At 47.2% G+C, this 23,513-nt stretch carries 22 protein-coding genes and 2 tRNA genes; 13 read left to right on the top strand and 11 right to left on the bottom strand.

The features are described 5' to 3' along the window. Positions 1–7: 7 nt before the first annotated feature. Positions 8–1,426, bottom strand: a complete 1,419-nt coding sequence (gene hydG / locus QZ375_RS04595; RefSeq protein WP_295215917.1) for a [FeFe] hydrogenase H-cluster radical SAM maturase HydG — start codon at positions 1,424–1,426, stop codon at positions 8–10. 271 nt (positions 1,427–1,697) lie between these two features. Between hydG and QZ375_RS04590 the strand changes: the two genes are divergently transcribed. Beyond that, entirely contained in the window at positions 1,698–3,530 is a 1,833-nt protein-coding gene (locus tag QZ375_RS04590) for a glycosyl hydrolase (protein ID WP_295215914.1), read from the top strand. A 69-nt stretch (positions 3,531–3,599) separates the two neighbouring features. Here the strand turns inward: QZ375_RS04590 and QZ375_RS04585 are convergent, their stop codons facing one another. Continuing rightward, positions 3,600–3,890 (bottom strand): sporulation transcriptional regulator SpoIIID, encoded by a 291-nt coding sequence (locus QZ375_RS04585; RefSeq protein ID WP_295215911.1) that lies wholly within the window; start codon positions 3,888–3,890, stop codon positions 3,600–3,602. A 210-nt stretch (positions 3,891–4,100) separates the two neighbouring features. Here QZ375_RS04585 and QZ375_RS04580 point away from each other — a divergent pair, with 210 nt between their 5' ends. After that, positions 4,101–4,961, top strand: coding sequence for an undecaprenyl-diphosphate phosphatase (locus QZ375_RS04580; RefSeq protein WP_295215908.1), 861 nt, complete (start codon positions 4,101–4,103; stop codon positions 4,959–4,961). A 79-nt stretch (positions 4,962–5,040) separates the two neighbouring features. On the opposite strand, the gene QZ375_RS04575 is transcribed toward QZ375_RS04580, so the two are convergent. The 3 genes from QZ375_RS04575 to QZ375_RS04565 all read right to left on the bottom strand — a co-directional run bounded on the left by QZ375_RS04575 (position 5,041) and on the right by QZ375_RS04565 (position 9,122). After that, positions 5,041–5,958, bottom strand: a complete 918-nt coding sequence (locus QZ375_RS04575) for a GDSL-type esterase/lipase family protein (RefSeq protein ID WP_295215905.1) — start codon at positions 5,956–5,958, stop codon at positions 5,041–5,043. 21 nt (positions 5,959–5,979) lie between these two features. Then, positions 5,980–7,386, bottom strand: coding sequence for an MBOAT family O-acyltransferase (locus QZ375_RS04570; RefSeq protein WP_295215902.1), 1,407 nt, complete (start codon positions 7,384–7,386; stop codon positions 5,980–5,982). A gap of 146 nt (positions 7,387–7,532) precedes the next feature. Further along, positions 7,533–9,122, bottom strand: a complete 1,590-nt coding sequence (locus tag QZ375_RS04565; protein WP_295215900.1) for a sodium/solute symporter — start codon at positions 9,120–9,122, stop codon at positions 7,533–7,535. 396 nt (positions 9,123–9,518) lie between these two features. Between QZ375_RS04565 and QZ375_RS04560 the strand changes: the two genes are divergently transcribed. From QZ375_RS04560 to QZ375_RS04510, 11 genes are all read left to right on the top strand, one after another. After that, positions 9,519–9,815, top strand: a complete 297-nt coding sequence (locus QZ375_RS04560) for a DUF2325 domain-containing protein (RefSeq protein ID WP_295215897.1) — start codon at positions 9,519–9,521, stop codon at positions 9,813–9,815. Positions 9,816–10,002: 187 nt separating this feature from the next. Continuing rightward, entirely contained in the window at positions 10,003–12,147 is a 2,145-nt protein-coding gene (locus QZ375_RS04555; protein WP_295215894.1) for a glycoside hydrolase family 9 protein, read from the top strand. A 17-nt stretch (positions 12,148–12,164) separates the two neighbouring features. Then, positions 12,165–12,677 (top strand): flavin reductase family protein, encoded by a 513-nt coding sequence (locus tag QZ375_RS04550; RefSeq protein WP_295215891.1) that lies wholly within the window; start codon positions 12,165–12,167, stop codon positions 12,675–12,677. 238 nt (positions 12,678–12,915) lie between these two features. Next, on the top strand, positions 12,916–13,335 hold the full coding sequence (gene queD, locus QZ375_RS04545; protein WP_295215888.1) for a 6-carboxytetrahydropterin synthase QueD: 420 nt from the start codon (positions 12,916–12,918) through the stop codon (positions 13,333–13,335). Between the two features lie 2 nt (positions 13,336–13,337). Further along, positions 13,338–14,003 carry a putative 7-carboxy-7-deazaguanine synthase QueE gene (queE, locus tag QZ375_RS04540; protein ID WP_295215884.1) on the top strand — a complete coding sequence of 222 codons (666 nt, stop codon included), beginning with the start codon at positions 13,338–13,340 and terminating at the stop codon, positions 14,001–14,003. Between the two features lie 18 nt (positions 14,004–14,021). Then, a complete protein-coding gene (gene folE / locus QZ375_RS04535) occupies positions 14,022–14,582 on the top strand; it encodes a GTP cyclohydrolase I FolE (protein WP_295215880.1) in 561 nt (186 codons plus the stop codon). Between the two features lie 11 nt (positions 14,583–14,593). Next, the gene (gene queC / locus QZ375_RS04530) at positions 14,594–15,298 is read left to right on the top strand and encodes a 7-cyano-7-deazaguanine synthase QueC (protein WP_295215877.1); all 705 of its coding nucleotides are present in this window, start codon (positions 14,594–14,596) and stop codon (positions 15,296–15,298) included. Beyond that, the gene (gene queF / locus QZ375_RS04525) at positions 15,282–15,779 is read left to right on the top strand and encodes a preQ(1) synthase (protein WP_295215872.1); all 498 of its coding nucleotides are present in this window, start codon (positions 15,282–15,284) and stop codon (positions 15,777–15,779) included. Before queC ends, queF begins: the two co-directional genes overlap by 17 nt. Before the next feature lie 215 nt (positions 15,780–15,994). Beyond that, on the top strand, positions 15,995–17,410 hold the full coding sequence (locus QZ375_RS04520; RefSeq protein ID WP_295215869.1) for a sodium:alanine symporter family protein: 1,416 nt from the start codon (positions 15,995–15,997) through the stop codon (positions 17,408–17,410). Positions 17,411–17,612: 202 nt separating this feature from the next. After that, positions 17,613–17,695: transfer RNA gene (locus tag QZ375_RS04515), tRNA-Leu, on the top strand. A 28-nt stretch (positions 17,696–17,723) separates the two neighbouring features. Then, positions 17,724–17,815, top strand: a tRNA-Ser gene (locus QZ375_RS04510). 202 nt (positions 17,816–18,017) lie between these two features. On the opposite strand, the gene QZ375_RS04505 is transcribed toward QZ375_RS04510, so the two are convergent. From QZ375_RS04505 to QZ375_RS04480, 6 genes are all read right to left on the bottom strand, one after another. Beyond that, entirely contained in the window at positions 18,018–18,788 is a 771-nt protein-coding gene (locus QZ375_RS04505) for a peptidoglycan recognition family protein (protein ID WP_295215866.1), read from the bottom strand. A gap of 22 nt (positions 18,789–18,810) precedes the next feature. Then, positions 18,811–19,023 carry a holin gene (locus QZ375_RS04500; protein WP_295215863.1) on the bottom strand — a complete coding sequence of 71 codons (213 nt, stop codon included), beginning with the start codon at positions 19,021–19,023 and terminating at the stop codon, positions 18,811–18,813. An 11-nt stretch (positions 19,024–19,034) separates the two neighbouring features. After that, positions 19,035–19,265 carry a hemolysin XhlA family protein gene (locus tag QZ375_RS04495; RefSeq protein WP_295215861.1) on the bottom strand — a complete coding sequence of 77 codons (231 nt, stop codon included), beginning with the start codon at positions 19,263–19,265 and terminating at the stop codon, positions 19,035–19,037. Between the two features lie 16 nt (positions 19,266–19,281). Next, positions 19,282–21,339 carry a hypothetical protein gene (locus QZ375_RS04490; RefSeq protein ID WP_295215858.1) on the bottom strand — a complete coding sequence of 686 codons (2,058 nt, stop codon included), beginning with the start codon at positions 21,337–21,339 and terminating at the stop codon, positions 19,282–19,284. A gap of 2 nt (positions 21,340–21,341) precedes the next feature. Beyond that, complete coding sequence (locus QZ375_RS04485) at positions 21,342–22,742, bottom strand: hypothetical protein (RefSeq protein ID WP_295215856.1); 1,401 nt, start codon at positions 22,740–22,742, stop codon at positions 21,342–21,344. Then, a partial coding sequence (locus QZ375_RS04480) for a hypothetical protein (RefSeq protein WP_295215854.1) occupies positions 22,739–23,513 on the bottom strand: 775 nt, incomplete at its 5' end. The genes QZ375_RS04480 and QZ375_RS04485, both read right to left, overlap by 4 nt.

The following is a 23,513-nucleotide window of genomic DNA, read 5'->3' as shown; positions in this document are numbered from 1 at the left end:
CCGGTGTTCAGAACCGGAAATCTCTTGCTCCTGCTGCAATTTCACGCAGGAACTGTTCCGTTTTCGCACGAGTCTTTTCATTTGGAATATCTCTCAACTGCTGCCCTATCAATGCCTGTCCCAGCTGTTTTGTTTCTGATGAGGCATAGTCCTCCAGATACTCTTGTAAAGTGATCAGGGCATTGGGATGGCAGCAGTTCTGAATCTGTCCGCTTTTGCACAGGGACATAAACCGGTCACCAGTACGTCCGGCACGGTAACAGGCAGTGCAGAAGCTGGGGATATATCCCAGTTTCATAAGCCAGTATACTACTTCGTCCAGAGAACGCTGGTCGCTGACGTCGAATTGAGCAGAATTTTCTTCTTTCGGTTCTGGAATATCATAGCCGCCAACACTTGTGCGTGAACCGCCGCTGATCTGGGAAATGCCCAGGGGCAAGACACGTTCCCGGACAGCCTGGCTCTCCCGTGTAGAAATGATCATGCCGGTGTATGGAACGGAAATGCGGATCAGGGCGCAGATTTTAGCAAAAATATCATCGTCAATGCCGTTGTCAAAATCGTCCGGGTCGATATCCTCTGCACGTTTGATCCTGGGAACGCTGATAGTGTGGGGACCTACGCCGTGCACAGCTTCCAGATGCTCTGCGTGCATGAGAAGGGCTACCAGCTCATAGGGATAATTCTCCAAACCGAACAGTACGCCCAGCCCTACATCATCAATACCACCCGCCATGGCACGGTCCATAGCTTCGGTGTGATAGGCATAATCATGCTTCGGCCCGGTGGGGTGGAGTTTTTCATAGCTTTCTTTGTGATACGTTTCCTGGAATAAAATATAAGTGCCGATGCCGGCTTCTTTAAGCATGTGGTATTCTTCTTCGGTCGTTGCGGCAATGTTTACATTGACTCGGCGGATGGCACCGTTTTTGTGGTGAATATGATAGATAGTGTCAATACACTCCAGAATATAGGAAATGGGATTGTGCACCGGATCTTCGCCGGCTTCAATGGCAAGCCGCTTGTGTCCCATGTCCTGTAATGCAGTGACTTCTCGGACAATATCCTGCTGGGTCAGCTTTTTTCGTACTATGTGCTTATTTTTGGCATGGTACGGGCAGTAGACGCATCCGTTCACACAGTAATTGGAAAGATACAGGGGGGCAAATATCACAATACGGCTGCCGTAAAAGTCCAGCTTGATCTGTTTTGCCAGGCGGTTGATCTGTTCAGTAACTGCGGCGTCCTCACAAAGCAGAAGCACAGCCGCTTCTCGGTGATTCAGTCCCTTTCGCAGTTCTGCCTTTGCCAGGATCTCAGCCAGCAGCGTCTTGTCATTTTTATGCTGTGCAGCATATGCCAGGGAGTCCATGACTTCGGCATGGTCAATAAATTCCTCTGCACGGAGAGAGTTTGGATTATACACAATGGATCGCCTCGTTTTAAAAAATAAATAAGAACTATTCTCATTACATTATAACATGAAGAAAAAAGTTTGTCAATTCTATGCAGTATTGCCTTATGAAAAACTCTATGCGTAAGCTTTGTCAAATTTCTTTGGAACTATTGACAAATTTTTAGGGAGGGTGTATAATAGATGTATCAATCATACAAGATGTTGTGTGCCTGCCCCGGCAATGTTTCTAGATATAGAAAAAATGGGACGGTATGTAATGTGTGGAAAGGATGAATCAGTCATGCAGAAATTTTGGAAGCGTTTGGGGAGCGTGAGCGTTGCAGCTGCCCTGTGCGCAGGTATGGTACAGGCTGTTCCTCTTGCAATGACAGCAAGTGCTGCTGAGGTGATTTTTCAGTCAGAATGTGAGGATCTGAAAACTACCGACGGGGGATCGCCCCAAATCTGGACGGATATTTATGGGAAACAGCTGCCGGGTTATTCTGGTGAGGGTTTTGTCTATCTGACTGGTGAAACATTGACCATGACCGTGGAAGCACCCTACGAGGGTATGTATGAGATTAGTGTACATTGTGCCCAGATTTTGGATAACGATGGCAGAATGCAGACATTCTCTATTAACGGAACAGATTATATGATCAAATTCCCCTATTCTGATTCGTTCCAGGATCTGAATGTAGGCCGGTTTCGTTTAAAAGAGGGCAAGAATACTATTGAGATCAAGCCTCAGTATGGTTATGGCTGTTATGATACGATCACCATTCAGGAGGCAGAAATGCCGGATCTGACTGTGGAGCCTACCACATGTGATTCGGACGCAACGGCAGAGACAAAGTCTCTGATGAACTATTTGACTTCTGTCTATGGCTCTCATATCATCTCCGGACAGCAGGAGATTTACGGCGGCGGCAATGACGGCGACTATGAGCTGGAGTTCGATTATATTGAGGGATTGTCAGGAAAGCTTCCGGCGATCCGCGGTTTCGACTTTATGAACTACAATCCCCTTTACGGTTGGGATGACAACACCACAGAGCGCTGCATTGAATGGGTAAAGGAACGTAATGGTATTGCCACAGCGTGCTGGCATATCAATCTGCCGAAGGATTTCACCAATTATACGCCAGGGGATACTTTGGATTGGACAGAATGTTCTTATGCCAACAACTCTACATTCAGTGTGGTAAATGCTGTCACTGAGGGCACAAAGGAAAATGAATATTTGAATATGGCCATTGAAGATCTGGCAGAGCAGTTCACACGTCTCCAGGATGCCGGCGTTCCGCTGATTTTCCGTCCGTTCCATGAAGCAGAGGGTAACGGTGGTCTCGACGGCAGCGGCGCATGGTTCTGGTGGTCACAGGATGGCGCAGAAGCATTTAAGGCACTCTGGAAGTATCTGTACAATGCGCTGACAGTGGACTATGGTTTGCATAACATTATCTGGGAAGAAAACCTCTATGCGTGGTCGGATGAGTCCGCACAGTGGTATGTGGGCGACGACTATGTCGATATTGTCGGATACGACAAGTATAATACGGAGTACAATCGTCATGATGGTCTGTCCAGCGGTCCGAACGAGGATGCAGAAAGCTCCTTGTTCTACTCCTTGTACAACTATGTAAACGGTAAAAAGATGGTTGCAATGCCGGAAAATGATACCATTCCGAGCCTGAGTAACATGCAGGTCGAAAAGGCAGCATGGCTGTATTTCTGCCCGTGGTATGGCGATCATATTCTGTCGGATCAGAAGAACAATCCAGACACTGTGAAGGAATTGTACCAGAGTGAATATTGTATTACTTTGGATGAACTGCCGGCAGACCTCTATACCAATAATGGTGATATTCAATCGGGAACTACGACCACCAAGGTAACTAATGATGAGACAACTACCACCACTGTAATAACGGAAATTGTCAGTGCAATTCCAGGTGATTTTGATAAGAACGGTATTGTTAATGGTTTTGACCTGGCGTTGGCACGGCAGGATATTTTAGCTCCGGCAGATAGCTACAGCATCCCGGAAATGGAAACACGTGACTTCAATCGTGACGGGGAATACAATCTATCTGATATTGTTGCAATGTTGCGTTTTCTGTTGGGGCAATAAGCTCTGAATCACACAAATAAAAAGAAAGGCCCTGTATCCGGCAACAGTCGGGTACAGGGTCTTTTCAGATCAGCTGGCATAGTTTTTTGCCTGATATTCCTCCTCTTGTTTTCGGCGCAGCTCGTATTTCCGTTTGGTAGCAAGCCCGCCTCGGATGTGTCGTTCCTGTTTGTTCTGTTCGAGGATCTCCTTGACCTGTGTATATAATTCCGGCTGAAGCTGCTCTAGCCGTTCGCTGACATCCTTGTGCACAGTGCTTTTTGACACGCCGAACCACTCCGCTGCGGCACGGACGGTTGCTTTTTGCCGAACAATATATTCGCCGAGAATCACGGCACGTGTTTCGGGCTGTTCTTTCATGATACCTCACTCCAGTTGTAATATTTGATACAGCATATGCGGAATGGGCGGAAATGAGAACAGACAGAAAAGGGTGTGCTGTGATAAATTCCTCGGAATGTGCTGTGATAAATTCCTCGGAAATCATTGACGGATGCGGGAAATTGTGTTACAATAAAAAACAGCGGCATATATTTATGACGACTGAATTGATGAAAGGATACAATACTTATGATTTGGGAACTGATCAAAGCACTGATTTTTGGTATCGTAGAAGGTATCACGGAGTGGCTGCCAATCAGCAGTACCGGACATCTGATTCTGCTGGACGAATTTCTATCCCTGGATGCTTCCGATACATTTAAAGAAATGTTCGATGTGGTGATTCAACTGGGTGCCATTATGGCAGTCGTGGTGATCTACTGGAAGAGCCTGTGGCCCTTTGGTAAGCAGAACAATCCTAAGCCTATGGCACAGAGCGGTTTCGGGGCGTGTGTAAAAAAAGATGTGCTGCAAATGTGGTGTAAAGTCATCACAGCCTGCCTGCCGGCAGCAGTGATCGGTCTGCTGTTAGATGACTGGTGCAACGAGCATTTGTATAATGCATGGACTGTGGCAATCATGCTGATTTTGTTCGGTGTGGCATTTATCTGGATCGAACGATGGAACAAAACCAAAACGCCGAAAATGAATAGTATTGCCTCACTGAAATACAGTACTGTGCTGATGATCGGTGTATTTCAGGTGATCGCAGCAATATTTCCGGGGACATCTCGTTCAGGTGCTACAATTGTTGGTGCATTGCTGCTTGGCGTATCCAGAACCGCAGCAGCGGAATTTACCTTCTTCCTGGCGGTACCCGTTATGTTCGGCGCAAGTCTGTTGAAACTGGTGAAGTGTGGACTGCCTGCAACTGGTATGGAAACGGCAATTCTGCTGGTGGGTATGATCTCCGCTTTTCTTGTGTCGGTGGTTGTTATCCGGTTCCTGATGTCCTACATTAAGAAGCACGATTTCACAGTATTTGGATGGTATCGGATTGTTATCGGTATTCTGGTGTTGATCTGTGGTATTGTTGGTGTGATCGGCTGATACAGAAAATGACTGTTATAAAAAGACGTGTATCCTGTTTGTTGGGACACACGTCTTTTTTGTAGTAATTGCTAGGTATTTATTCTGAAAGCGGTGCAGTGGGAACTGCTGTTGTATAAGTCGTGGGTGAGGTGGGGACGGTACTCATCCCAGCAGTTCCGTTGCTGTTAATCGCATGTTGTTTCAGATAGTCTTCCCAGAGGGAGAGAGAATTTCCCAGCAGGTGAATGCCATCTGATGTCAAAGAAGCATCCAAACAGCCGTTTGCATCCATGACCGCTTCGTTGACATTGAGATAATAAATATTGTTCTGTGGATTTGCAAGGGCTTCTAATGCGGCGTTTCGTGTGTTGACTGCAGTATTGTTGATGGCACTGCTTGGATCGTTCTGAGATGCTGAGACTACCAGGATGCTTTGGAGATAAATGATAGCATTGGGCTGCGCCTGGCGTACCTGGGCAATGACATCAGCATAGGTCTGTGACCAGCTTTCGGTGGTACCAGTTCCCAGTTCGTTTAGCCCCAGCATGATATAGACTTTTCCGTACTGCTTTTGTGCCAGCTTTTGAGATAAGGTGCAGCTTTCACCCAAGTTTGGGTTGCCTGCGGATTTTTCCGTAACTTTGAAAATAGACATGCCCACGCTTGTGAAATAGTCTGCATTACTCAGATCGCCGTATAACGCCAATCCCTCTGTCCGGGAATCGCCGATGAAGAGAGCATCGTCAAAATAGGAGGCGTCCACTGTCTGAAAAACAGGTATGGGTTCTGTGGTGATAGCTGATGTTGCCAGGGAAATAGCATCGTCGGTTTCTTGGGGCAGTGTTGTAGTGACTGTCGGCGTTGTAGCAGGATTGTCAATTTTGTTGGCACCTTGCACCAGTTTCCAGACATTTGCCACAGCAATGGATATGACAAATGCAAGAATCAAAGGATACTGTTTGAGAAATTTCAAAAAATTTGCAAGAAAATGCGTTGATGCAATTTTATAATTCACTGCAATACTCCTTTCTTCTTATCAGAACTGGAAATACAAAAACGGATTGTTGGTCTGCGTCATCATGGCACGGATTGCAAAGATAAAGATAAAAAGGAGAACCAGGATGCAGAAACCACTTTTTTGGTATTTTTTGTAATAGTGCAGGGGGAGCGGTGTACAGAATAAAACGCAGGGGATCAGGATCTTCCAATAGCTGCTTAGTGCCAGCATGACGTCACGTGTATTGGATTGTATCTCTCCGGAGGAAAGGAAGGGGAAAAGCCGAGTGAAATAGGTGCCAAGTTGGTGCATGTCCGGAATGGCAAAGACCATCCAGGTGAGGGGAATTAGAAAGATAATGTAGAGGTGTTTCAGAATATGGGTACGTTCTAGAAGCTTGCCGTAGACATTCTTTTCCAGAGTCAGGAGCACAAAGAAAATTAGTCCCCAGAGAACGTAGTTCCAACTTGCGCCGTGCCACAGCCCTGTGAATGCCCAGACCGCCAGCATATTGCGCATGGTTTTCCATTTGCCCTGTCGATTGCCGCCAAGGGGAATATAGATGTAATTGCGGAACCAGCGTCCTAGCGTAATATGCCATCTGCGCCAGAATTCTGAAGCGGAGCTGGACATGTAGGGCAGATTGAAGTTTTGGGGCAAATCGAAGCCCAGCATTTTTCCCACGCCGATAGCCATCATGGAATAGCCGGAGAAGTCGAAGTAGATCTGAAAACTGTAGGCAAATGCTCCAAGCCATGCATAGGGCGTGGAAATGCTGTCAAAGCCAATGACGGTTAAATTGTTCCAGAGTCCACCCATAGGGTTGGCGAGGAGCGTTTTTGCACCAAGTCCCAGGACGAAAGTCTCCATGCCTTCTTCTAAAAGCCGCACATTCACATGACGGTTCCGCAGTTGCGGTGCAATTTCGCTGTAGCAGCAGATGGGACCGGAGATCAGCTGGGGGAACATGCACATATATGTCCCTAGATCCAATATATTCCGTGCAGGTTTGATTTTTCCTGTGTATACGTCAATGAGATACGAGGTGATCTGGAAGGTGTAGAAGCTGATGCCCAGGGGCATTACCAGATTGACTTCTGGTATCACGACATGGAAAACGGAAAGCAGTGTATTGAGATTTTCGATGAGAAAATTGGTGTATTTAAAAAAGACTAACGTTCCGAAATTATATACTAAACCAATGATAAAAAATTGTTTGGATCGTTGGGGGTCTCTGGAATGCGAACCGCTGAAAAATCGGGACAGCCTGTAGTTCACAAAAAGCGACAGCAAAAGCAGCAGGGTATACCAGCCGCTGCCGATGGCATAAAAAATCAAGCTGCCAATAATCAGGGTAATATTACGGTATTTGGTTGGTGTGAGATAATACCCCAGAAGAAAAAGAGGCAGGAATTGAAACAAAAATTCGATTGTGCTGAAAACCATAGGCTGACTCTCCCATTATATCATAACAATAACACCCCGACAAGCGGGGTGTCTTACATTATATGATAAAAGAATTTGATCGAATTTTCAAGAACTTTGTCATAACAAATAGGTTACAATTCAGTGACAGCGTGATAAAGACCGCATTATTCTGCTTTTTCTGATTTCACTGCATAGCACTGGAATACTTCTTCTACATAAGCCGTGTCCTTTACTTTTGTGCAGGCACTGACAAGAGGCACCAAGATCAGAGAAAGAATCATGGCAACTGCACCGGCGTTAATGGGAGATGCCAGATTTAATGGAAAGCTTGCTGCTGCCTTAGAAAGCTCTGGAAACCAGCCGAAGCCGAACAGGAACATATGCACCAGAGTTAGTCCTACGCCAGTGATAAAGCTTGTCCAAACAGCCGACTTTGTAACTTTTTTACTGAACAGACCATACATAAATGGTCCCAGGAATGCACCAGCAAGTGCTCCCCAAGAATAGGACATGAGGGTGGAAATAGAGGCGTTCTTGTTGAATGCAATCAGCACCGAAACGATCAGGAATACGGCAATCAGAATACGCATGATGATCATTTCCTTTTTCTCCGAGCATTTTTTCATGTTTGGGCAGATCAGATCAATGGTCAGAGTAGAACTGGATGTCAGTACCAGGGAAGAAAGGGTAGACATGGATGCAGACAGTACCAGAACAACTACCAGTCCGATGAGCAGATCCGGCAGCGCTGTGTTCAGGAGTGACGGAATCATGGCATCATATTCCGGTTTGCCGTTGGACAGGGTAGAAATGAGGGCCTTACCGCTTTCATTGCTGTCCAGTGTGCAGAACAACCGATCGAAACCGCCCAACAAATAGGAACCGCCGGCAACTACCAGAGCAAACAGTGTGGAGATCACAGCGCCTTTTTTGATGGCATTTTCACTCTTGATGGCATAGAATTTATGTACCATCTGGGGCAGTCCCCAGGTGCCCAGAGATGTCAGGATAACTACACCCAGCAGGTTTAAAGGATCCGGTCCAAAGACGGAGTTGAGGGTGTTGATCTTGCTGTTGACTTCGATTTCCCCCAGAGAAGCCACTGCCTCTGTCCAGCCGCCCTGGTTCTGGATCGTGCAGATGACTACGGCTGCAATGCCGATGAGCATAACGATGCCCTGGATAAAGTCGTTGATGGCGGTAGCTGCATAGCCGCCGAGAATGACATAAATGGCGGTGAGCAGTGCCATTACTACGATAATGATCTTATAGGCACCTTCTGATTCGATCTGAAATGCCATGTTGAACAGACGGGATAGTCCGTTGTATACCGATGCAGTGTAGGGAATGAGAAAGATAAACACAATGATGGCTGCGGCGATCTTCAGTGCTTTGGAGTTCCAGCGGCGCTCGAAATATTCCGGCATGGTCTTAGCCCCCAGAGACTGGGTCATAATGCGTGTGCGCCGTCCCAGGACGATCCACGCCAGCAGACTGCCCAGAATTGCATTGCCCACGCCGATCCATGCGGCGGAAATGCCGTATGTCCAGCCGAATTGTCCGGCATAGCCAATGAATACCACAGCGGAAAAATAAGATGTGCCATAGGCAAATGCTGTGAGCCAGGAGCCTACGTTGCGTCCGCCCAGGACGAAATCATTTACAGAATGTGTCTGTTTGGCGGTGTAAACGCCGATCCCCATCATGATGGCAACATAGATGATGATCATTCCAATTGTAATTGCGGTTGTCATATTCTTCTCCTTGTGTTTAAAATATTAAAGCGCAGCGGACAGGGCAAAACATCTGTCAGAACGCCTTTGGTAATTTTGTGCAGCTTTGACGAAACTGATTACGTCAGAAAGCACGCTATTCATTATAATTGCGCTGTTGAATTTTGTCAACCCTTTTTATAGAAATTCGGGAATATTGTCGGTAAATGGGCGGGATTCTTATGCAGAATGTATGATTTTTTAGTTTGTGGGCAAAAAACTTGAAAAAAGTGCTTGACAAACGACGAATTCTATGATATTCTATAGTTAGTCAATGCTAACCGAATAGAAGAGATCTCCGATTGTGTATGCAGCTTCTGCGAAAGAGGATAGCTTGGCTTCCAGAAATTTATCTGAGAAAGGTTGAGATGTGAAGATATGAGTGTTGTGATCATTGGCGGCAATGAACGGATGAGTCGGCAGTATGCTGATGTCTGTACGGTGCACGGTTGTACTGCAAAGGTGTTTCCCAAGGAGACGGGACCTATCGAAAAGAAAATCGGATCGCCGGATCTGATGATTCTGTTTACCCGGACGGTTTCTCACAAGATGGTACAGGGTGCTGTAAAGGCAGCAAAAAAGAACGCCATTCCCATTGCAAGGGTACAGAGCAGCAGCATTTCCGCCTTACGCTCTTTATTGGGAGAACATGGAATGGAACCTGTGGAAGGGTAGGCTTTATAAAAATTGGCGTTGCTTGTGCAGCGCCAATTTTTGCATGTATGTAAAATTGAAAAAATCCACATTAGATTATCTTGACAAATTTGAAAAATCATGGTATGATAAAACTATCCACAATATCTGACGGCGTATTGTACGAAATGTACATCGTCTTGAAATTGAATTAGGAGTGATATGACAAATGAAGATTGGATCGAAATGGAGAAATCGGGTAATGGCAGCATTGTCTGCCGGTGTTCTTGCGGTGACAGGGACGATGTCTGCAGCAACGGGCTTCACGGCATCTGCTGAGGATCTGGGGCTGGACAACTATGCAAAGCTGCTTCAGTATTCTCTGTATTTTTTTGATGCCAACATGTGTGGCGGCGAAGTTGGGGAGACAAGCGCATTTTCTTGGCGTGATGACTGTCATGCAGGTGATGTGGCAGAAGGTGGCTTTCACGATGCAGGAGACGGTATCAAGTGTGGTTTGACTGCTGGCTTCACGGCTTCTACGCTGGGCTGGATGTATTATGAATATGAAGATCAGTTCCAGAAAACCGGTACAACAGAGCACTATCAGGTGGTCATGGATTATTTTTGTGATTTCTTCAAAAATTCTACGACATTGTCCAATGGGGAAGTGACCTCCTTTGTTTATGAGGTCGGAAACGATGGCAAAGACCATTCGACTTGGTGTGCGCCGGAAACCATGTGGGATCATGACAGCAGTGAGACTTATTCCACTACAAATGGTGCCAGCAATGTTGCTGCACAGTATGCGGCTGCACTGGCACAGAATTATATGATCTCCGGTAACGAAGAGGATCTGACCTATGCAACAGCCCTTTATAATTTTGCTGCGAAGTATCGTACCATGACTTATGAGGAAAGCACCTATGAAGACAAGGATGTACAGGACGACATCTCCTGGGCAGCTGGCTGGATGTATTTGGCAACAGGTGAGGATGCATATCTGACGGAAAACAGCAAATACACTAGTAGTACCAACAGCTGGACGAATGACTATTATTACGGTAATGCATGGCTCGGCGCTGCGATCATCAACGCAGAGATCACCGGTAATTGGAGCAATGCGGTCAATTATATTGACACAAAGGTGAACGCAAACCAGAGCCAGTTCTATGTTATGAACAGCTGGGGCAGCGCAAGACACAATACCCTGATGCAGCTCTGTGCGCTGGTATGTACGAAGCATAGTGCAGAATCGGGAAAGGATTATTCCGAGTGGTGCAAGAAGCAGATGAATTATATTCTGGGCGATAACAATGCCAATGTCTGCCTGGTCGTTGGCTATAATTCTCTGTCCGCAACTTCACCTCACCACCGTGCCGCTTCAAATCTGACAGTAAGCTCTGACTGGCATGAGTGGAATTCCTGGAACGGCGATTATGCATCCACAGGCGGTCATACTTTGTACGGCGCATTGGTAGGCGGTCCCACAAGCTCTGACTTTACCACATACAATCATTCTGCAAAGGATGCGACTTCCAACGAAGTTGCTCTGGACTATCAGATCGGTCTGGTAGGCGCTGCTGCCGGATTGTTTGCAGCTTACGGCACTGGTGAGGTCGTTGCGGAGATCGGTGATGAGGTCACAGTATATCCGTCTGAAGTTGCAGTTGCAAACGGAGAAGAGCCAGTTATCCCAGGTACAACCACGACAGAAGAAGTGACAACTACTACAACAGAAGAAACTACCACTGAAACAGAAGAGACAACAACTACCACCACCACCGAGGAAACCACAACTTCCACGACAGAGGATACCACTGAAACTACACAAGATATCAATGTAGATCCGGTAGATTCTATCAGCGGTCCTTCGAGTATGAATGTGGGTGAAACAGCGGAATTACGGTTCAATACAGCCTTTGGAGACAGTGCGGAATGGTCTTCCTCTGATTCAAATATTCTTGAGATTATCTCCACTGACGGTAATACGGCAGAAATTCTGGCAAAGAGTGAAGGTAGTGCCATGATATATGCAGGCATGGCATCTTTGATGATCACGGTTTCCGATGGAACAGTGACCACAGAATCAACAGAGCAGACAACAACCGTAACAACGACAGAAACCACCACGGAGACTTCCGGCAATCACGGAGGTTCTGTTCTCTACGGTGATGTCAATCTAGACGGACGCATTGACATCACTGACGCTGTTCTACTGAATAAAAAGGTTTCCGGCGCTGTGACGCTGAACGATGCAGCCATGAAAAATGCAGACTGCAAGGTGGATAATGAAGTAAACGGCGATGACGCCATTCTGCTGCTGAAGTTCCTGGTGCACATTGTCACCTCTATCGGCCCCGGTGCAGAATAATTTGGGAGGATTGGATTATGAATCGTAAAGCATTGCAGAAGTTGTCCTATGGCGTGTACATTGTGACAACAGCAAATGGAGAAAAACTGTACGGCTGTGTGGCAAACAGTGCCATGCAGATCACCTCTTCGCCGGCACGGATCGCAGTCAGCATCAATCACGACAATGCGACCCATGACCAGATTGTGGAAAGTGGAAAGTTTGCCCTTTCCATTCTTGCTACAGATACGGAGCCGTCCCTCATCGGCGGTTTTGGCTATCGCTCCAGCCGGGATGCGGATAAGTTTGCAGAGGTGTCCTATACCATGCAGGAGGATATGCCAGTGCCGGACGGTGCAATGGCATGGATGACTTGCCAGGTCGTACAGACCATGGATGCCGGAACTCACACCATTTTTCTTGGCGAAGTGACAGACTGTGATCTGGTACGTGCAGAAGCCATCCCCATGACATATTCCTATTACCACGCTGTGGTAAAGGGAAGCAGTCCCAAGAATGCACCGACCTACGTTCCGCCGGAGGAATCGTAAAATTAAGCCTTGACATTCGTTTGCCCATGTGTTATACTATGAAAAGAAAATATTCTTTTTATGAGATTTGACAGTTCGCTTGCGCCATCCTGTCGTAAAACAAAACCAGGGCATCCGAAATATTGTTTGATATGTATGTATAATATGTATGTAAAACCGGATGCAGCCGTTGTAAGGACGGCTGCATTTTTTATAGCAGGATGCAGGTGCAGTGACTTTGAATATGGGGGACATTCCTATGTATGAGTTGAAAACATCGGCTTCATTTGATAGTGCGCATTTCCTGGCAGGATATGAGGGAAAGTGCTCCAATCTCCATGGCCATCACTGGTGCGTGGAAGTGACTGTTGGGGCAGAGAACTTGCAGGAAGAGGGCGTACAGCGTGGTATGGTTCTGGATTTCGGCGATGTGAAAAAAGCTGTGCGCACCCTGGCGGACAGTTATGATCATGCGCTGATCTATGAAGAGGGATCTTTGCAGAGCACGACTATTGAGGCATTGCTGGCTGAGGGATTTCGCTTGATCGCAGTGCCGTTTCGTCCGACTGCTGAACATTTTGCAAAGTGCTTTTTTGAGAAATTCCAGGCAGAGGGTCTGCCGGTACGGCGTGTGGCTGTCTATGAAACGCCGGAAAATTGTGCGATTTATGGGGTGTGAGTATGAATCAGTTTACAGTAGCAGAAACCTTTGTCAGCATTAACGGAGAGGGTGTCAATGCCGGAGCACTGGCAGTTTTTATCCGGTTCTGCGGCTGCAATTTGTCGTGCAGCTTTTGTGATACCAAGTGGGCGAATCAGGAGGACACGCCGGTGCAGAACATGACCGCAGAACAACTGGTGCAGTATGTGCAGAGTACCGGTATCCATCGGGTGACGTTGACTGGCGGTGAGCCTCTTTTGCAGCCAGGAATCGAAGAATTGATCACGGCACTGAGTGCGCTGGGTTATCGTGTGGAAATCGAGACAAACGGTAGTGTTCCGCTGGAATCTTTTGCGTCGCTATCCTTTCGTCCTAGCTTCACCATGGACTATAAATTGCCGGGCAGCGGAATGGAATCCCATATGCTGACGGATAATTTCCTGTTGCTGAACAACAAGGATACGGTGAAATTCGTGGTAGGGGATACGGCTGATCTGGAACGTGCCAGAGAAGTGATCCGGCAGTATGCCCTGACAGCTCGATGCACGGTCTATCTCAGCCCGGTATTCGGCTCTATCGAGCCAGCAGAGATTGTGGATTTTTTGAAGGAACATACCTTGAACGGTGTCCGGCTTCAGTTGCAGCTGCATAAATATATCTGGGATCCGCAGGCACGCGGTGTCTGAAGAAAAGGAAGTGATACAGTGGATACCAAGGCAATTGAACAGCATATTCGTGGAATTCTGGAGGCGATCGGGGAAGACCCGGATCGGGAAGGTCTCCAGGAAACACCTCAGCGTGTAGCACGGATGTATGAGGAGATCTTTGCCGGGATCGCATATTCCAATCATGAAATTGCACAGATGTTCGGCAAGACCTTTGAAGCACCTGATCCGAATCAGGCTCAGACAGCTGTGGTAATAAAGGATATCAGTGTGTTCAGTTATTGTGAGCATCATCTTGCGTTGATGTATGATATGAAAGTCGATGTGGCATATGTCCCCCGAGAACGGGTCATCGGGCTGAGTAAGATTGCACGTATCTGTGATATGGCGGCCAGACGGCTGCAACTGCAGGAACGGCTGGGAAGAGATATTGCGGAAATCCTCATGGAGGCGGCAGATACGCCGGATGTGGGTGTGGTCATCACTGGTTCTCATAGCTGCATGACAGCCCGGGGAATCCGGAATGTTTCTTCTCGGACAACCACAAAAACTTTCTGCGGTGCGTTCCAGACAGAGCGTACGCTACAGGAATTGCTATAGGAGGCAAGGGCATGAAAGCATTGGTTCTTTTCAGCGGCGGTGTGGATAGTACCACTTGTCTGGGTCTGGCGGTGGAAAAATATGGCACAGATCAGGTGCTGGCACTGTCGGTGTATTATGGACAGAAGCACAAGAGGGAAATGGAAGCGGCGGAAAAAATCGCAAAGCATTACGGCGTCTTTTGGAAACAGTTGGATCTGGCGTTGATCTTTGCGGATTCTAATTGTTCTCTGCTGTCTGGTTCTACGGAGGAAATTCCCAAGGAAAGCTATGCGCAGCAGCTGGAGCATACGGGCGGCACTCCTGTTTCTACCTATGTGCCTTTTCGGAATGGTTTGCTCCTTTCATCTGCGGCAAGTATTGCATTGTCTCACGGCTGCGAAGTAATCTATTATGGCGCACACAGCGATGATGCGGCTGGGAATGCCTACCCGGATTGCAGCAGTGCATTCAACGATGCCATGAACCAGGCAATCTATCTGGGCAGTGGAAATCAATTGTATATTGAAGCACCTTTTGTCAATTGGACAAAATCGCAGGTGGTGAAAAAAGGGCTGGAACTTAATGTGCCCTACGAGTTGACCTGGAGCTGCTATGAGGGAGGCGAGACTCCTTGCGGCACTTGCGGTACCTGCCGTGACCGTGCGGCGGCATTTGCGGCAAACGGTGTGGCAGATCCGGCATTGGGAGGTGAATCAATTGGCAGGACGAAGTGAGGAAGAAAAGGGCGATATCACGCTGCTGGGTAATCAGAATACCCAGTATGCAAGTGACTATGCGCCGGAAGTGCTGGAGACATTTCCGAACAAGCACCCAGGACGGGACTATTTTGTCAAGTTCAATTGCCCGGAATTTACCAGCCTTTGTCCTATTACTGGGCAGCCGGATTTCGCAACACTGTATATCTCCTATGTTCCGAGAGAACGCATGGTGGAGAGTAAGTCTCTGAAACTATATCTTTTCAGTTTCCGGAATCACGGCGATTTTCATGAAGATTGCATCAATATCATCATGAATGATCTGATACAGCTTATGGATCCGGCATATATTGAAGTCTGGGGGAAATTTCTGCCTCGGGGCGGCATTTCCATTGATCCTTATTGCAATTATGGAAAACCAGGGACGAAATGGGAACAGGTGGCGTGGGAGCGTCTGACCCATCATGATCTGTATCCGGAAACAGTGAATAACCGTTAAAAGAAAATATGGACAAAGGCGTCCGGTCAGGCTGAATGGAGATTTTATTCAGTCTGACCGGATATTTTTATTTTCGTAAGATACGAGAAAAATTGTAATTTTTCAAATAATATCATAGTATTTTGCTTGAAAAAAGCAGGAAAATGTGATATAATAAAGTGCATTTTTTCTAATTTTATCGGAAATAGGAAAATATCAAAAGGAGTGTATTTTGTATGGAAACATTTACATCTGTTATCAAACAAATTGATAGCTGGGTATGGGGTATTCCGCTGATCGTACTGATTCTGCTGTGCGGCATCTGGCTGACAATTCGTGTCTGCGGACTTCAGATCCGTCATTTGGGCAAAGCGCTCAAGTTTATGGTAAAGAATGAAAAAGGCGGCGATGGTGAGGTTACCAGCTTCGGTGCCCTTTGTACTGCACTGTCTGCTACCATTGGTACTGGTAATATCGTAGGTGTTGCAACCGCAATCGCTGCCGGCGGTCCCGGCGCATTGTTCTGGATGGAAATCGCAGCACTGTTCGGTATGGCGACGAAATATTCCGAAGGCTTTCTGGCAATCAAATACCGGACAGTGGATAAGGATGGGCACTATCTGGGCGGACCGTTTTACTACATTGAAAAAGGCATGGGTTCTCGCTGGAAGTGGCTGGCGAAGCTGTTTGCTTTGTTTGGCACTTTGGCTGGTCTAATGGGAATCGGCACTATTACACAGATCAACGGCATTACCTCAGCATCGAATAATTTCTTTGATCCGGACAAGTCCGGCGTGGCTTTCATATTGTTTGGCAATGAATATACCTGGACAACAGTGATCGTAGGTTTGATTGTGACAATTTGTGTGGCACTGGTTATTATTGGCGGCATTAAGCGCATCTCTCAGATCTCCCAGGTTGTTGTACCGTTTATGGCAATCATTTATGTGCTTTGCTGCTTGATCATTATGGTATGTAATGTCACTGTAATTCCAAGTGCCGTTGTTGAAGTGATCCGCAGTGCCTTTGGCGTGGATGCAGTTGCTGGCGGTGCGTTGGGTGCCATGATCGTGGCAATGCAGAAGGGCGTTGCCCGTGGTATTTTCTCTAATGAAGCAGGTCTGGGCTCTGCACCGATTGCCGCCGCTGCTGCTCGTACCAAAGAACCGGTGCGTCAGGGTTTGGTGACTATGACAGGCACTTTTATTGATACCATCGTAATCTGCACAATGACAGGTCTGTCTATTGTCATTTCTGGTGCATGGAGAAGCACGGAATTGGAAGGCGTGGAGATCACAGACGCAGCATTCCAGTATGGTCTGCCGTTCCCCAGTCAGGTATCTTCTTTTCTGCTGATGGCATGTCTGATTTTCTTTGCCTTCACAACGATTCTGGGGTGGAGTTATTACTCAGAACGCTGCCTGACCTATCTGTGCGGTAAGGCAAGCCATACGCTAACTCTGATGTTCCGATGGCTGTACATCGTAGCTGTATTTATTGGACCATATCTGACAGTTGAGGCTGTCTGGGATATCGCAGACATTTTTAACGGACTCATGGCATTCCCGAATGTGATTGCACTGCTGGCGTTGTCGGGAATTGTGGCAATGGATACCAAACAATATTTTGCAGAAAAACGGCATTTGAGATAATTGTTTGGAGAAAAAGTAGGGCACTTCCTGGTGTGAAGTGCTCTTTTTTTTATGCTTTAATGACTATACCACGTGAGAATTTACATAAATTTCCTGATTAAACATTTATATTTACAAAAAATAAACAAAATCAGATGCATTTTAGTGTTGACAAGTGCTGCTTTTTTTGATATAATAATAAAGCTGAATGCGACAAATGAATGCGAGTGTGCTGGAATTGGCAGACAGGCACGTTTGAGGGGCGTGTGCTTCGGCGTACGGGTTCAAGTCCCGTCACTCGCACCACTTCCTAACGCAGGAAGCTTTATATAATGGACAGGTGGCTGAGCTGGTCTAAGGCGCACGACTGGAACTCGTGTATACGTTAATAGCGTATCGAGGGTTCGAATCCCTCCCTGTCCGCCAAACAAATAAATGAAAAAACCTCGCAGTTTCGGAAATCTGCCGATTCTGCGAGGCTTTTCTTATTTCATCCGGAACGATAAAAAGCATATACAAGCGCAAAAACGCATTGTTTCGCATAAAAATGCAACACGATGCAACACGAAATGCAACACGAAAAAACCGGCGATACCGCAGGAATCACCCTGTAGTACCGCCGGTTTTTTTAGCTCATCTTATCAATGCTCACATACCCTGTCACATACTTACCAGCCGGAGTTTTGCCGCAATTAGCCTTTGTGGTTGTAATGCGGTATCGTCCGTTTTTACAAATCTTCCCGTCATAGATGTAATACGTACCGCCACGCAGACGGCTTGACGGTGTAGCTGTTGATTCATTCACAAACAGCTGCGCCTGATCTGCGATAGTGACCTTCTCGCCCTGCTTCCAGTCTGTACGGTATTTTTTTCCGCTTGTTTCCGCCTTAGTTGATTCAGCCCCCATCTTCGCAGCAACATCCGACAAAAATTTCATCCAGTTTGCACTGCTGTTCGTGTCCGTACCGCCCTTTGCCCTGGGTACAAACCACTTCGGGCAGACCTTTCCGGTCACATCGAAATGCCGGATCACACCGCCTTTCTGCGGGTCCAGACCATACTTTTTGCACAGCTGCGCAGTCAGTTCCACAAGGGCGTTATAAGTAGCAGTGTTAAACTTTCCAGTTGCATCCGGGTGACATGTCTCAATGGACACAGTGTAGCTGTTTGCCTGATTGGTGCACCAGCTAACTTCTTCGTCTGGGATGCAGCAGATCACTTCGCCAGACAGTCCTATGATATAGTTGCTGGAGACTTCGGTGGATGTTGTCTGAAAATAATTCCGGTTTGCGGCTGCTGTGCTGCCGGGATTCCCGACCCAATGCACTGCAATCGCAGTCGTCTTTGTACGCTTAGTGTACGGACGGTTATGTGTGAGATATGCGTTTGTGATTGTCATAGTGATTCCTCCATACTATGTCTTATTTTGCTTCATCGGTTTTTATTTCCGGCAAGCCTGCCACCGATGTCAACACCGACAGCACTCCAGCCAACACCGCAGCAGACGCAACCGCAAGCCAATCAACCTCGCTGATCAATGCGGTGGTGCCGATCATTGCAATAGCAGTCTGTGCCACGGTCTTAACCGCACGCGCAGCCGCTGCCTTTGTCCATGTTTTCCAATTCCGATTCATCTTGATTCCTCCTAAAATAAAATCTGTTGTATGCCGTATGCCAGGATGCCGACAATGGTTGTTGCCAGCAGTCCACACACGCCGTACAGTGCCTTAGTCAACCCTCCGATCTTGTCGCAAAGGTTGTCCAGCTTGATGCGTGTTTCTGCTGCGTCCTGTTCTAAACGGTCAAGACGCTTACTGTGGTCGTTTAGGCGCTGTTCGTGCTTGTTTAGCAGATGTTCTTCCAGTTCTTCGTTCATTCTGTTTCACCCCCGATCAGTCGATAAACCCGGTAACATAAAAATCACCGGATGTCTCAGCTGGTATTGCAGATCCAATACCGCAAATGTGTATGATATTGCTGCCATTATATTTTGCCAGTGATATAATACCTGCATACGATCCCCATCTGCCTATACCGCTTACATTTTTTATGTTTGTAAAGTCGTAGGTGCAAGATGCGATGCTTTGTGGCGCTTTCGGAGACATTGCAGCCTCCTTCGCTAAAACAACTTGGCTGCCGTACACAGCTATTTGTTTTCCGACAATACGGTATTTTATTGTACCACTAGTTGCAAATGATCCTAGTGTACAGGTGATCCAACCAGAGTCGGATAAATTCGGGCAGATAATCGTCCCATCCGGCATAATTTTTACAAGCGGATCGTTATACATTCCACCGAGGCATATATATTTTAGTTCGTCCCCTATTCCGTATGCACCGATATAGCATAATGCAGTTGTATCAGTTGCATCATAATATGCGATCCCCTGGAACCAGCCACCGTTTGCAGCAACATCGCATCTGATACCTGCCCTAGTTAGTGATGTTGATCTATTATTTTCACCAGGAATAGTGACTTTACTATTTGTATCCATCGTACCACCGGACAGTGGCAGGCAGTTGTCAACTCGTTCCTGCAATTCATAGATGCTGCTAGGCAGAGTTTCACGTAATTTATCCAAATCCCCGGGACTGATCGAGTTAAGCAGATTGATGTTATTGTGCGAGTGCGCACTTGAAGTTACCTGTGCCCACAATGCTGCTGTAATACTATCCAATACGGATTGATTGTCATGCGTATGGGCTACTGCTTGTAGTAATGCGATTGCTACTGCCACAGCCCTATTAGCGATAGCGTTATCACTTGATTCGTCAAGATCGGTGTCGATGATCGTTTTATTTGCGCCGTTTTCAACACCATTTAGCTTGGCAAGCAGCGCATCGGTAAGGTTGTTTGCAGACAGCCCCATCCCGTCTGCTTTATCCACCTTATCGTCCAGCAGTGCATCCGTTTGCGCACTAGTGTAATAACCGGACAAGTCCATCTTCTGTGCGCCTAGCGTTTCCCAGGCGCTGTTTACGTAGATATACTCCGTATAAAGGTTGTCTGTCTCAGAACCGGATTTTAACAGGTAGACTGTAGTGGGGCTAATCTCACTTGTTGGGAGGGCGGACACAACTGCGATCGCAAATTTGGGGATCGCAGATATCAGTTGATTGACCTCCTCCTGCGTGTAAGTCTCAGACTTCCGATAATAATTTACCAGATCGGCACGCACCGAATTTGCAACGGATTCTGCATTTTGGGCAGCTTCGAGTATTTCCGATGTATCCGGGATTTCACCAGTGTCGCCTTTCAGACTTGCCAAAAAGTCCGCCTCTGTTCCGACATTTCCGGCATCCAACCAGATCTCATAGGCGGATTTGCCGTCAGCTCCGTCTAGCCCATCTGCGCCGGGCACACCGTCAGTACCATCTTTTCCTGGTACACCGTCAGCACCGTCACGACCGTCCTGTCCGGCAGGACCTTGTGCAGGCTGTCCGCTATCCTCATATGCGCCGGAATCCGTGTTATACAACCACCATGTCCCGTCCTTGATAATGGGCAGTTTCACGGAAATAGAGCGTGTTTCCTCCAGGATCTGCTCCATCTCTTTCAGGGCTTCTTCAATAGCGTCCACACCGCCGCTGTATTCTTCCAGCACTGATTCCCGTACCTGCATAGGCGTGACAGTGTATTTCAGGATCATGTTGTCCTCGTCATAGCACACGATTTCCAGCGCCAGTATACCGGATACCGCCGTAAATGCAGGGGAGATGTTCCACGTCAACAGGATCGCTGTATCTGTGGTTTCCTGCGATAGCGTCTGTAACGACAGATTACCGGCGCTGTTGACGCCACGGATTACAAACAGACAGCCTGCAAGATCTTTCCCGTGATACTGCCGATCCACCGAAAAAGTCAGCCTATCCGCATATTTTTCCCCGGCGGTTAGCAGATGCGCCACATGGGACGCATCAATAAATTTTTGATCTGCCTGTAAAATCATGATTAACCTCCCAGTTGCTTCACTCGTTTTTCCAATGCCCGGCAGCGATTCCGGGCTTCTTTGCGTACTTTATCACCCTTAGACGCACGCAGACAGTCTGCCATAACACGACTATCTGCACCGCCGCAGCTAAGCTGTGTGCCGCCGCGGAACGTCCACTGTATAGACGTGATAATGCTGCTGTAGGTGCGTGCTGCTGATTCGTGCAGATCCTTGTATGTGATATCGATTTTCTGCCCTAGATGGTAGCGCTTTGTACTGTGGGCAGTACAGGAAAATGGGCGGATGCTGTACCCGTTTGTGTCAGGATAGCGTGCCTTCCACATTGATCTGGTTACTGTTTGCAAGCTGTATCCTCTTTGGAATACAAAGTCTTTTGCGAAACCGTCCAGAAATGGGTTGGATTCGATTGCAAATCGTGCCCAGATGCTGGAATTATAATCTGGACTTGTGTGTCGTGTGTATGCCCATGCGCTGCTCTCGTCCTCCAGTTCCACTCTTGCGTCCATACGCATGGCTTCTATGGTGTAGTCTGCAACGTCGCAGGAATCATACTCAATCTCGTTCATGCCGATTTGCACCGTACCGAATTCCGGGTGCCCAAATTGTCCTAGCTCCAGTTTGCCGTCCTCTGGTCTGGCAGAGATAAATCCGAACGCAAGTTCTGATAGATACTTATAAAAATCACGTGGGCAATCCGAATCGCTGTTGCTATTGTCCGTGCGCAGGAAAAACTTTGCGGGGTAGATCGTCCTAGTCCATTCATCGCCCACTTCTGCATAGATCCTGTCGTTACAGTATCTACCATATGTCTCTCGTTTTGCTTTGTCATATGGTTTCCAGGCAAGCATATTCGCAATACCGGTCTGAGAGAGGATAAAGGTGTTTGTGCATCCTGTCAGATAGTACAGCCAACCGCCGTATTCCGCCCCATTTTCATCGTCCCATTGGTCGATACCCATGCCGGTGTTGCCGTACTGGTTGGTGAGGATTGTGCCAACAGAGCTGACTGCGGAATCGGATGTACTGTTATAACTGGAGGTGTCTAACCATCCCACAGCATCCTGCGCATTGAGAGTGTATATCTCGCCGACTCGTGTGGCATCCGTTACCCAGAATGTGCCCATAGGATACCATTCGTTTTCCGTGCTGTATTTTGACCAGACAATGATTTTCGCTCCACGCACCTGAAATAAAGACATGCCTGGCAACTTTACCTGCATGGACAGTGTCGCTGCATATACACCGCCGATCTCAAAAGCCCCGTCATGGCAGCACTGCCGCTTGATAGATGCGGAAATGATGCTGCTTTCGTCTAGTGCATTGGCGTAGACTTCCGTATACTGCTTTGCACTGTGGTCGTAGCAGTAGATGCGGCAGTTGATGCGTTCATAGATCGTCATTCTGTACCACCTCTGTATACTGTAAAATAAACACTAAAATCCTTGCAATTTGGACTGGGGGAATGGGCATATAAACGATAGTCTGCTGTCGATGCCCCACTTGGAAGTGAATAGATGCTCGACATGGATTCTCGCTTTCCGTTTATCGTTTTCAACACAATTTCTTCGTTTTCAGCGCCATCTGGAGTGACATCTTCCCAAATGCTTTTCAAATTTTTTCGCTGGAGCTTTACCCGGATAGTTCTATCCGAAAATGACGTTGGCAAATTAGGTGAAAAAAGGATTTGAAACGAACTTGCATTGGCGCTTAATCGAATCGGGTGTCTGAGATAATATGCGCCGTTGTGATAAGCTGCGTGCGATTGAAATAATTTTGTACTCCCGTATATCACAACACCGTTTGCTAAAATTGCTGGCACTGAGATATCATCGCCGTTTGCGGAAACCATTTTAACGCCAAGCGACACCCTGCACAAATTCGATTTGTAAGAAATCATTTCGGATGTAATACTGCCTGTGAAAAACAGCTCTGTTCCGGTTAAAGATACCGGTTGCACGTTATAGTTTGGCTTCATATGATGCAGATTGGCAAAGATCAGAGAACCATAATTTCGTGCGTACGTTTGGATGATATCCGCATCTGGCAAACTGCATTCTAACTCTACGGTCATGCTGTCCGTCCCTGCACCTGTGCGGTATATCGTAAATGCACCATTTGCCATTGTAAACGATTTGAGCAGCGGTGTACATTGTACAGATGGCGTTCCAATT

It is taken from the genome of Ruminococcus sp., from assembly GCF_019417665.1.
Lineage (GTDB): Bacteria > Bacillota > Clostridia > Oscillospirales > Ruminococcaceae > Ruminococcus_C.
This window is presented reverse-complemented; position numbering and strand designations above follow the sequence as displayed.

Coding starts and splice junctions, on each gene's coding strand:
- QZ375_RS04590 (WP_295215914.1), top strand. CDS start 1,698: ATGCAGAAATTTTGGAAGCGTTTGGGGAGCGTGAGCGTTGCAGCTGCC.
- QZ375_RS04585 (WP_295215911.1), bottom strand. CDS start 3,890: ATGAAAGAACAGCCCGAAACACGTGCCGTGATTCTCGGCGAATATATT.
- QZ375_RS04580 (WP_295215908.1), top strand. CDS start 4,101: ATGATTTGGGAACTGATCAAAGCACTGATTTTTGGTATCGTAGAAGGT.
- QZ375_RS04570 (WP_295215902.1), bottom strand. CDS start 7,386: ATGGTTTTCAGCACAATCGAATTTTTGTTTCAATTCCTGCCTCTTTTT.
- QZ375_RS04565 (WP_295215900.1), bottom strand. CDS start 9,122: ATGACAACCGCAATTACAATTGGAATGATCATCATCTATGTTGCCATC.
- QZ375_RS04560 (WP_295215897.1), top strand. CDS start 9,519: ATGAGTGTTGTGATCATTGGCGGCAATGAACGGATGAGTCGGCAGTAT.
- QZ375_RS04555 (WP_295215894.1), top strand. CDS start 10,003: ATGAAGATTGGATCGAAATGGAGAAATCGGGTAATGGCAGCATTGTCT.
- QZ375_RS04550 (WP_295215891.1), top strand. CDS start 12,165: ATGAATCGTAAAGCATTGCAGAAGTTGTCCTATGGCGTGTACATTGTG.
- queD (WP_295215888.1), top strand. CDS start 12,916: ATGTATGAGTTGAAAACATCGGCTTCATTTGATAGTGCGCATTTCCTG.
- queE (WP_295215884.1), top strand. CDS start 13,338: ATGAATCAGTTTACAGTAGCAGAAACCTTTGTCAGCATTAACGGAGAG.
- queC (WP_295215877.1), top strand. CDS start 14,594: ATGAAAGCATTGGTTCTTTTCAGCGGCGGTGTGGATAGTACCACTTGT.
- QZ375_RS04520 (WP_295215869.1), top strand. CDS start 15,995: ATGGAAACATTTACATCTGTTATCAAACAAATTGATAGCTGGGTATGG.
- QZ375_RS04505 (WP_295215866.1), bottom strand. CDS start 18,788: ATGACAATCACAAACGCATATCTCACACATAACCGTCCGTACACTAAG.
- QZ375_RS04500 (WP_295215863.1), bottom strand. CDS start 19,023: ATGAATCGGAATTGGAAAACATGGACAAAGGCAGCGGCTGCGCGTGCG.
- QZ375_RS04495 (WP_295215861.1), bottom strand. CDS start 19,265: ATGAACGAAGAACTGGAAGAACATCTGCTAAACAAGCACGAACAGCGC.
- QZ375_RS04490 (WP_295215858.1), bottom strand. CDS start 21,339: ATGATTTTACAGGCAGATCAAAAATTTATTGATGCGTCCCATGTGGCG.
- QZ375_RS04485 (WP_295215856.1), bottom strand. CDS start 22,742: ATGACGATCTATGAACGCATCAACTGCCGCATCTACTGCTACGACCAC.